The sequence below is a fragment of the Pirellulales bacterium genome (genome assembly GCA_019694455.1).
GTDB lineage: Bacteria > Planctomycetota > Planctomycetia > Pirellulales > JAEUIK01 > JAIBBY01.
This window is the reverse complement of sequence record JAIBBY010000091.1, coordinates 1-9,477: the sequence shown is the minus strand read 5'-3', so window position 1 is coordinate 9,477 and position 9,477 is coordinate 1. Positions and strand designations below refer to the sequence as shown.

Annotated in this window: 9 protein-coding genes and 1 other RNA gene; 3 read left to right on the top strand and 7 right to left on the bottom strand. The window is 61.1% G+C overall.

All coding sequences use genetic code 11. The annotated features are described in order from the left end of the window. Together ssrA and K1X71_20370 are read right to left on the bottom strand one after the other, a co-directional pair. Positions 1-360: a transfer-messenger RNA gene (ssrA, locus tag K1X71_20375) on the bottom strand. A 147-nt stretch (positions 361-507) separates the two neighbouring features. Further along, positions 508-1,302, bottom strand: coding sequence for an undecaprenyl-diphosphate phosphatase (locus K1X71_20370; GenBank protein MBX7075505.1), 795 nt, complete (start codon positions 1,300-1,302; stop codon positions 508-510). 310 nt (positions 1,303-1,612) lie between these two features. Here K1X71_20370 and K1X71_20365 point away from each other — a divergent pair, with 310 nt between their 5' ends. The 3 genes from K1X71_20365 (at position 1,613) to K1X71_20355 (ending at position 5,858) form a co-directional block, all read left to right on the top strand. Next, positions 1,613-2,500, top strand: a complete 888-nt coding sequence (locus K1X71_20365) for a sugar phosphate isomerase/epimerase (protein MBX7075504.1) — start codon at positions 1,613-1,615, stop codon at positions 2,498-2,500. 313 nt (positions 2,501-2,813) lie between these two features. Further along, positions 2,814-4,517 (top strand): hypothetical protein, encoded by a 1,704-nt coding sequence (locus K1X71_20360; protein ID MBX7075503.1) that lies wholly within the window; start codon positions 2,814-2,816, stop codon positions 4,515-4,517. A 15-nt stretch (positions 4,518-4,532) separates the two neighbouring features. Next, positions 4,533-5,858: a polysaccharide biosynthesis/export family protein gene (locus tag K1X71_20355; GenBank protein MBX7075502.1), complete on the top strand. Its 1,326-nt coding sequence runs from the start codon at positions 4,533-4,535 to the stop codon at positions 5,856-5,858. A gap of 17 nt (positions 5,859-5,875) precedes the next feature. Here the strand turns inward: K1X71_20355 and flhB are convergent, their stop codons facing one another. The 5 genes from flhB to K1X71_20330 all read right to left on the bottom strand — a co-directional run. Next, entirely contained in the window at positions 5,876-6,961 is a 1,086-nt protein-coding gene (gene flhB / locus K1X71_20350) for a flagellar biosynthesis protein FlhB (protein MBX7075501.1), read from the bottom strand. A 24-nt stretch (positions 6,962-6,985) separates the two neighbouring features. Further along, positions 6,986-7,768: a flagellar biosynthetic protein FliR gene (locus tag K1X71_20345; protein ID MBX7075500.1), complete on the bottom strand. Its 783-nt coding sequence runs from the start codon at positions 7,766-7,768 to the stop codon at positions 6,986-6,988. Positions 7,769-7,771: 3 nt separating this feature from the next. Then, positions 7,772-8,038 carry a flagellar biosynthesis protein FliQ gene (gene fliQ / locus K1X71_20340; protein ID MBX7075499.1) on the bottom strand — a complete coding sequence of 89 codons (267 nt, stop codon included), beginning with the start codon at positions 8,036-8,038 and terminating at the stop codon, positions 7,772-7,774. A 22-nt stretch (positions 8,039-8,060) separates the two neighbouring features. Further along, positions 8,061-8,969, bottom strand: coding sequence for a flagellar type III secretion system pore protein FliP (fliP, locus tag K1X71_20335; GenBank protein ID MBX7075498.1), 909 nt, complete (start codon positions 8,967-8,969; stop codon positions 8,061-8,063). Then, positions 8,881-9,477: hypothetical protein (locus K1X71_20330; protein MBX7075497.1), on the bottom strand; the 597-nt coding region annotated here is incomplete at its 5' end. The genes fliP and K1X71_20330, both read right to left, overlap by 89 nt.

Below are 9,477 nucleotides of genomic sequence, written 5' to 3'. Positions count from 1 at the left end.
TGGAGGCGGCGGGAATCGAACCCGCGTCCCGAAACATTTCAGCGCCAGCTTCTACGTGCGTAGTCGACTCTTTGGTTCTCGCTCGAAGAGCCCCTGTCGACCGGGTCCCTGTTGAGCCAGCGGGGAACTTTTTTAACCCCGTCCGTACCCTGCAATGGAACGGGGCGAGCCGGAATTAACGACTGACCTTCGGGCCTCTCCGACCAAAAGCCCTCGATCAGGGCTACCGTTTAATTAGGCAGCCAAAGCGAAAGTATCTTCAGCAATTGAAGATGTGGTCGGCTTTTAACGTGGCCTGCTGACCAACCACGGCACGCCGCACAGCGCCTCAACCTGTCCGGTCGAATCCAGTTCGCCCCCCGGTTGAGATGCCCATCGGCTCTCTCCTGACGACTTCATTCTAAATATCGACTGCCGGCCGGGCAATCGGTCGCTCAAAGTCGCAAGTCATCGCAACCGAATCAGTTAAACGGGCAGCAAAACAGGCAACCTTCCGGCCATGCGACGCTACTGGAACCAGAGTTGCCACGCCAGCACCACCAACCCCAGCGGAATGGTGTAATACGCGAAAAGGTGCAAGCGGCCTGTTCGCAATAGCCGCAAAAGCCACAAAAGCGCTGCCAACCCCACGACAAACGCCGCTGCGGCGCCGATCGCCAGTTCTGCCAAGGGGGTGCTCCCCGGCGTCGTCGAGCGGGCAATTTTCAACCCCTCCAGCAAGCAGGCGCCGGCGACCGCCGGAATGGACAGCAGGAACGAATAAGTCGCCGCGTCGCGACCCGTCAGCCCCGCGCGCATGCCCGATGCGATGGTCAAGCCGCTCCTTGATACGCCGGGCAAGATCGCCGCCGCCTGAAACACGCCAATGCTCAGCGCCTGATCATAGGGAAGCGTGGGATAGGTCGCTTCGCCGCGCTTGCCGCGCGTGCCCCACAGCAGCACGATGCCGGTCACTATCAAACCCGCGCCGGCCAGAAGCGGACTTTCGAGCCAATGTTTGAAATACCGATCTCCGGCCAGTCCCACGGCAACTGCGGGCAACGTGCCAACCACCAGCAATGCCAGCACTCGGCGATCGTGTAGCAACGCCTGAATCAGATCGCGACCAAAGACGGTTAACACGGCCAGTAAGGTACCAGCGTGCAAGGCGACGCTGCGCTCCAACACGTCTGGCCGGTGTCGCCCGGTGAAATGCTCAAAAAGCGCGGCGACAATCACCAGATGTCCATCGGAGCTGATCGGCAGGAATTCAGAAAGTCCCTGTACGATGCCGAGGACGACAATCTCCAATAGATCCGACATGCAGACCTGACGCACGGATTAGGGGACCAAACTCGACGGCACCGCGCATTGCAGCTTGCCGCTGCCAGCGGCCGCCAAGGGCCACTAGGAACGAATCGACGAATTTGACATAATGCCCGGCGAACCGCAAGATTTGGCCGCATTTGGGGCCCGTCTACGGCATCGCTTCGATTTCACAAAGCCGTCGCCTAGACGGCTTGTCTACGCGATCGCCCAGTGCATCGCCCGGCTGGAAACACCAGCCGGCGCCGATTTCTCACCGTGCTGATCGCGGCAAGGTGGTGGCAACTATGTGGCAACGGAGAATCGAATGTTCCGTGATTTGAGCTTAGGCGCACTGGACATTACGGCCACCCAGGCCGAGCAAATCGAACTGACGCTTTCTCACGGTTTCCGTGGGACTGACTTGAATCTAGTCGAGTTTCACCAGCGCGCGGAAACGCACGGCTTACCTTATGCGCGACGTTTGTACGATAGCGCAAAGGTTCGACTCAGCGAGTTTGCCTTGCCATTCGACCCCGCGGCGGAGGATTCCGAATTCCAGCAAGGGCTCAAACAATTGGAACCGCTGGCGCGGACCGCCGCCGAGGTGGGGTGTGTGCGAGCCGTGACGCAATTGTCCCCGGCTTCTGACGAACGCCCGTACCACGAGAACTTCGAGTTTTATCGCCGCCGCTACAACGAGATTGGCGCGGTGCTGGCGCCGCATGGAATTTCGCTTGGCATTGCCTTTTGTTCCGCCCCCAGCGCGCGCGCCGATCGTAGCTTCGAGTTTATTCATGGCTTCGACGCCTTGGCTCTGCTGATGGCCACCGTGCAGGCCCGCAATGTTGGCATGGTGGTCGATCTGTACGACCTATGGCGCTCGGGCGGCAAGGTCGACGATATCCGTAAACTCACGCCAACGCAGATTGTGCAAGTTCGCGTCTCCGATGCGCCAGTATCGCCAGCGCGCGACGAGTTGACGACGGATCAGCGGCAACTTCCGGGATCGACCGGAATCATCGACTCCGCTGCCGCGCTGACGCTGCTTGCCGAAATGGGATACGACGGGCCCATCACACCCAACCCAGGACGCGACGGACTCGGTTCGATTAGCCGCGATGGATTTGTTCGTCAGGTTGGGCAAGCACTCGACCAGGTGTGGAAGGCCGCTGGACTCAGCCCGGCCGGCAAACTCTCGCCAGTCCGCAAATAACCGCGCAGGCCAACGGCCGGCGCCCATGGTCCTGCGGCGGCGCGCGCAAGCACGTAACGATTTTCTTTGCTTTCGAGCCGCGTCTCGATTGTAGCGAAGATTCGTAAGATGCTCTGGCGTGCAGTTTTCATTACGCGGTTCGCGGCGCCAGGTCGAATGCCAATGAGGGAGAACTGCGGACCGCTGCCAGCGCCAGCACTTGCCCGCACCGGCAGATTAACGGCCAGGGAGCCACGAACTGCGTGGGTCCGCGGGCCTTGCCTTGGCAGCACGCGTAATCGTTTCCACAATTCAGTCGCCCGATTCCAAACGAATGACGGATCATCGTTGGATTTCGCGTTTGCTCGCGGTCTTGCCGCTTTGCCTATTGTTGGCGTTGATGCGGCAAGAGGCCCCGCGCGAGCAGCCATCAAGCGAGGCGCCTAGTCCGCCCGTGCGCGCTTCCAGCGATCCGATTCCGACTGCAAACACGAGTCAAGCATTGTCGCCGGTTGAGGTCGCCAGCGCGCCCGACTTTGGCGTCACGCTCAGCGCGCTTGTAGCTGAAAGAACGCGGTCAGAATCGCCCGATTCCACAGTGGTGCTCCCCAGCGGCCTCGATTGGGACGCAATCCGCAATTCACCGTTGGAGACACCCCCCGCGGATCGCATGGTCGAGGCCGCCGAAGGCGCGATCGAAGCTCCTCTGCCTGACGAAGCGGCCCAAACCTCGGTGCCGATTGTCGAGGAACCATTGCCAGAGCCCACTGTCGATCCGCAGCCGCCTGTGGATTTTGCCGAAGTTATTTCGGGCCTCGCCGTTCCACTGACAGACGATGTGCCGCCGCCGGCTCCGGCCGCCGAGCAACCCGCCGTTTCGCCGCAGCCATCGCCCGCACAGACTACAACGTCGCCGGTTGTGCTGTTGCCTCGGGTGGACGATACGCCCCCGCGCGCCGCGCTTCCGGTTCCCAACAGCGCGCCGCAACTGATCATCGCGCCCGCCAACCGCGCTCCGCGCCCGAATCAAGCCGCTCCGGCCATCCGCCCGGCTGCGTTAAACACGGTTCAACCGGCCGCCACAAGCGGCAGTGCCCCTGTCCGACCAGCGCCGCGCCTCAGCGCTGCTCGTCAAGCCGAGATAATTGCTGTATCGAGATTGGCAGACGCGCATACCCGGCGAGGATTTGATCTGGCCGGTCGCCGGGCGCTCTTCTCGGCGCGCTCCGAGTTCATCCACGCCCTCGGCATGGTCGCGCAGGGGCTGGATGCGATCGAGCGAAACAGTTCGCACGTGCAGGCCATGAACGACGGACTGGGGGCCCTCGACGAATCCGACGATTTTGTCGCCGATACGTCGCGGCTAACCATCACCTTCGACGCGGTCGTCACGGCGCGTCCTCACAAAACTCCGGTGCTCAAAGGCCTTGATCCCGGCGCTGTTTCGGCCATGGACGCGCTGCAGCGATATTACAGCTACGCCCAGGAGCGGTTTGTCTACGCCGCTGGCGGGCAACCGGCGGCCTCCATGGCGCTGTTGGGGCTCGGCAAACTTCACTCCGCGCTCGGCAAGACCGAAGGCCGCTACTCCATCGCCGCAGAGCCCAAGGCGATTGTCTTTCACCAAGCGGCACTGCTGGTCGACTCGCGAAATTTCATGGCGGCCAATGAGCTAGGCGTGCTGCTGGCGGGCTACGGCAAATACAACCAAGCCAAGGCCGCGCTCGTGCAAAGTCTGCGCATCTCTGGCCAACCAGTGACTTGGCAGAATCTGGCGATTGTCCACGGACAACTCGGCGAGCAGCCATTGGCTCAACTCGCGCTGCAAGAGGCCGAAATAGCGCGGCGCCGCGGGGTGCTCAAACAACCCGGACCACTCGGTTTGCCGCTGGCCTCGCACGATGTGCAATGGACCAATGCCGCCGATTTTGCGCGAGTAAGCGATCATGCCGGCGCCGTCCAACCGGCTGCCGCGGCGCAATTGCCCGGCGGGCGCGAGGCGAACCGGGCCACTGCAAATTCCGCGAAACGTCGTTAGTTGTTGAGGGAAGTCTTGAACAGCGATCACCAAACACCTGGCGTCCAACGCGGAGCGAATCGCCATGGTCCAGCGCCAAGGCGCCGCGGGTTGGTGTTTGGTTGCTGTTTGTTTGTCGTGGTTCTGATCGCGGCCGTCTTTAGCCAGAGCAACCTACTGCGGGGCGACGCGACCAGTACCCGCGCCATCGCGAAAGCATCGCCGGCCCTGGCCGCGCGCTCGTGCGTTGTGATCGATTCGCAAGTGTTGCGCTGCCAATCGTTGGGACCGGCTGCGCCTCATTGCGTACATGGCGTCGACAGCGGCGCCTGTGGTCCCTGCGGCGAACAAAGCTGGAAGGCCGTTGGACCGATTCCGTGGCAGGCCTTTGCCCAGGGCGAATATGTGGGGCATGCCCGACTAGCGCATGTCCCCAATTACCGTTTGCGTGTTGACGACGAGATTGAATTTGTCTATCGCGTCACGCGCAACGTTCGCCCGCATCCGTACAAGATCAACGTTGGCGACGAGTTGCGCATCGAGTCGTTTGTCGACAAACAGATCAATCGCGAGTTGGCCGTGGTTCAGCCCGATGGCACCATCACGATGCCGCTACTCGGGCAGGTGCAAGCGGTGCGCCGCACCTTTCCGCAGCTCCAAGCCGAGCTCGAGGAAATGTACACCAAGTTTTATCGCGAACGGGTGGTGGCCGGCTCGATCGCGGTGACTCCATTGAAAATCGACACCAAGCTAGAAGACCTGCGCGTGACCATCAACGGCAAAGCAGGCTTCGGCGGCCAATTTTTCAAGGCCAAGATCACGCCCGAGGGCACCGTCGCGCTGCCAGCCGTTGGCAGTGTGCCTGCGCAGGGGCTCACGCTCGAAGAGTTCAAGCGCGAGCTGGACGAGCGCTATTCGATGGAAATCGAAGGCATGGAGGTCACGCCGGTCTTGGCGCAACGCGCGCCGCGCTACTGCTATGTGCTTGGCGAGGTGCGCACGCCTGGGCGGTTCACGCTCGAAGCGCCCACCACGGCCAGCCAGGCGTTGGCGATGGCGGGCGGCTGGAACGTCGGCGCCAATCTGCGCCAGGTCGTGGTCTTTCGCCGCGCCGACGACTGGCGGCTCATGGCCACCATGCTCGACATCCGCGGCGCCCTCTATGGCAAACAGCCGAACCCGTCGGACGAGATTTGGCTTAACGATTCGGATGTCGTGATCGTACCCAAGAGCCCGATCTTGGTGCTGGACGATTGGATCAGCCTGGTGTTCACGCGCGGCATCTACGGGATCGCGCCCTTCAGCGTAAGCTACAATTTTTCGCAGCTCACCAACGCGGGCGCGCCGCTGGTCATACCGTAATAGCGTAGGGCTCACGCTCAGGCGGCATCGGTTCGCGCCGGCATCTTTTTGCCTTTGAGCTGGTACACGTAGGCCAACAACTCGGCCACGGCCGCGTAGAGGCCCTGCGGGATCGGCTGGTTGACCTCCACCTGCTTGTAGAGCGCCTGTGCCAGCGGCTTGCGCTCCAATACCGGAATACCGTTCTCCAGCGCCAATTTGCGAATCCGCTGCGCCAACAGCCCGGCGCCCTTGGCCACGACGATCGGCGCCGCCATCTCTTCTGGATCGTATTGGACCGCGATCGCCAACTCCGTGGGGTTGGTGATCACCACATCCGCCTTGGGCACGGCCTGTCCCAAGCGATTGAGCACCAATTGACGCTGCACGCTGCGTCGTCGGGCGATCAACTGTGGATCGCCTTGCAGGTTTTTCATTTCTTCGCGCACTTCGTCGACGCTCATCCGCAAGTCTTGCTCATGTCGCCACCACTGGTAGCCATAATCGAGCGCCGACAGCAGCAGCAGGAAGCCGCCAATTTTGAGGGTGGTCCACAGCAGGATCTCCGCCAAATACCAGGCGACTTGCGGCAAGGCGAGCCCTGCCAGCGACAGGATTGTGTCGCGCTCTTTATACAAGCTCGAATAGGCCACTACGGCGACTAGCGCGATCTTCACAATGCCGAAGAACAACTTCACGGCGCCGGCCATGGAGAAGATGCGTTGGAAGCCTTGAATGGGATCGAGCCGCGAAAAATCAGGCGCCAACCGTTCCGGGGTCCACAGCAAACCGACTTGAAACATCTCCACCATGATTGCCACCAGCACCACCACCAGCAGCAAAGGCAGTATCGAGGGCGCTAGGCCGCCAAGCAGTCCATTCCAAGTCGCCACAGCGAAGCGCTGATCCGCTTCCAGCCAGGCGTCGCCACCCCATTGCGACGTCGAGAAGCGATAGAGGAACGCGACAAAGCGTTGCCCCAGATATAGCATGCCAGCCGTGCCCGCCATCAAGATCGCGGCCGAGGCCAGATCCTGGCTCTTAGCCACTTGCCCCTGCTCGCGCGCTTGCTGACGGCGGTGCGGCGTTGGCTCCTGTGTTTTATTGCCGCCGTCGTCTGCCATGATTCCGCTGCGAAATTAGGCCGTTTAGACCGCCGCGTGAATGCCGTCCAACACGACTTCGATGATGGGCTCGACTTCGTCTTGCACAATCCACACCAGCGCCGATAGCGAAATGGAAAGCATTGCCAAGGTTACCAGCGCATTGGCGCCAAACCCGAACGACATGATGTTGAGTTGCGGCAGCGTACGGCTGATCAGCCCCAACACCAGCGTGGTCAACAACAGCGCCACCACAGCCGGCGCCGCCAGCCGCAAGCCGAGCGCCAAGCTCTGTTGAATCAAGTCGGTGAACAACTCGGCGACAGACGGAATCGCCGCCAGTTGACCAATCGGCAGCGTTTCGAATGTCCCTAATAGTCCCATCATCAGTTGGCGATGGCCACCCACTGACACGAAGACGGCCATGCCCAAGAGGTGCATCAAATGCGAGAACAGGGGCGCCTCGGAGTTGGTGTCGGGGTTGTACACGTCGGCCAGTGTCAGTCCGCTGGTCTGACTGATGAGAAGCCCAGCCATCTGGATGCCGGAAAAAAAGAACTGCAATCCAAGTCCCAGCAACAGGCCAATCGACAGTTCGCCGGCCAGCACCAGCGCGTAGTTGATCACGGTGTTTGGCATTTCGATCGAGCGCGCTGCTTGCACCGAGGTCGTCATCAACGACAGCGCGAACACAAATAGCGCGCGCACTTGCATTGGCACCGTACCGCCGGACAACAGCGGCGCCGTGGCCACGAGCCCGCTAATGCGTGCAAGCACCAGCGAAAACAAGAACACCAGTTTGAGATCGATCTCGGCGAGCCAGCTCATGCGCTACAAGTTCACCGGCACACTAGAGATGACGTCGGTGGTGTATTCCAGCAGCCGACCCAGCACCCACGGCAGCGTTAACGACAGCATCAGCACCATCACCAACAGCTTGGGCACGAACGCGATGGCCTGTTCTTGAATTTGCGTGAGCGCCTGCAATAGGCCCACCACCAAACCAACCAGCAAGCCCGCCACCAACACTGGCGCGCTGATCAACAGGGTAATCAGAATCGCCTCGCGACACATGTCGACCGCTTGTTGAGAATCCATGGCGCCTTCCGTAGGGAAACGACTACCCCGTCAATGGGGCAAAGCTCTCCAGCAGCTTGCCCACCACCAGTTGCCAGCCATCCACCAACACAAAGAGCAACAGCTTGAACGGCAAGGAGATCAAGACGGGCGGGAGCATCAACATGCCCATCGAGATCATCACGGTTGAAATGACCATGTCGAGAATCAGAAACGGCAGATAGATCTGAAACCCGATCAAGAACGCGGTCTTTAATTCGCTTAACATGAAGGCCGGCAGCAGCGCCGCCAGCGGAACGTCGTCCGAACTGGTGGGCGTCGGGGCGTTGGGCAAATACTCCATGAATAGCCAAATGTCGTCGGTGTTGCCGGTCCGCTCAATTTGCAAACTCATGAACCGGCGAATCGGAGTGACTCCCTTTTGCCATGCCTCGTCGAGCGTCAGTTGCCGCTCCGTATATGGAACGATGGCGTCGTCGTATACCTGTTTCCAAACCGGTGTCATGACCAGCAGCGAGAGAAACAATGCCAGCGTCGTGATGACCTGACTCGGTGGCAGTTGTTGCGTGCCCATCGCTTGTCGCAGCAAACCGAGCACCACGATGATGCGCACAAAGCTGGTGGTCATAATCAAGATGGTTGGCGCGAGCGCCACCACCGTGAGCAGCAGCATCACCTGCATCGTGGAGGTCAAACGCTCGGGGCTGACCCAGGCGTCAGGTCCCTCCATCAATCCTTTGGGCAACTCGATCGCCGCCGGCAGATTGGCTGACTCTTGCGGCTCTTGCGCGGCGAGCCGCTGCAAGCCAGACGCATGGCCGAATAGGATTAGCGCCCAAAGCGCGATAGCGAATCGACGGTGGCTAACCATCCAGGTCTCTCCGTCGATCTTGACCGCGGCGCGATCCGCGACTGCTGGCAAGCTCCAATCCAAAGTCGTCCGAGCGCGCATGCCGATCGCGACCCAGTTGGTTCAACACATCCCGAAAGGCGCGGGTTGAGCTTTGCGGCAAGTTTTGCTGGCACAGCCCCACGATCCGGTCTACCTCGACCGCGTCGGTGACCTCGGCCAGCGCTTCGGCGCCCGCAAGCGAAACATGCACCAGAATCAGTTTGTTGCCCAGGCGAATCAACTGCATCTGTTGTCGCCCCGGCAACGGCGCGCGCCCCAAAATGTCCACCACATGCTTCGGCAACAGCGGCACCGCGCCGGGCACGCCGCGGCGCATCAACCATGCAAAAAAGAAGAACAGTCCGAGCACGAGCCCGAGGCTAACCCCCACGGTGATCAGGCTCGACCAGGCGACCGGGACGCGCGGCGTCGCGGTCTTGGAGGCGCTGTTATGTGTCGATCGCTCTGCCTTGCGTGGCGACAGCGGAATGGCTTGTTGGTCATTGGGGACCGTATTGGGCGCGGCCGTTTGCTCGTCGATGCTAGTGGCGGATGTTGGCGCACCGAC

Coding starts and splice junctions, on each gene's coding strand:
- fliP (MBX7075498.1), bottom strand. CDS start 8,969: ATGCGCGCTCGGACGACTTTGGATTGGAGCTTGCCAGCAGTCGCGGAT.
- K1X71_20370 (MBX7075505.1), bottom strand. CDS start 1,302: ATGTCGGATCTATTGGAGATTGTCGTCCTCGGCATCGTACAGGGACTT.
- K1X71_20360 (MBX7075503.1), top strand. CDS start 2,814: ATGACGGATCATCGTTGGATTTCGCGTTTGCTCGCGGTCTTGCCGCTT.
- flhB (MBX7075501.1), bottom strand. CDS start 6,961: ATGGCAGACGACGGCGGCAATAAAACACAGGAGCCAACGCCGCACCGC.
- fliQ (MBX7075499.1), bottom strand. CDS start 8,038: ATGGATTCTCAACAAGCGGTCGACATGTGTCGCGAGGCGATTCTGATT.
- K1X71_20365 (MBX7075504.1), top strand. CDS start 1,613: ATGTTCCGTGATTTGAGCTTAGGCGCACTGGACATTACGGCCACCCAG.
- K1X71_20345 (MBX7075500.1), bottom strand. CDS start 7,768: ATGAGCTGGCTCGCCGAGATCGATCTCAAACTGGTGTTCTTGTTTTCG.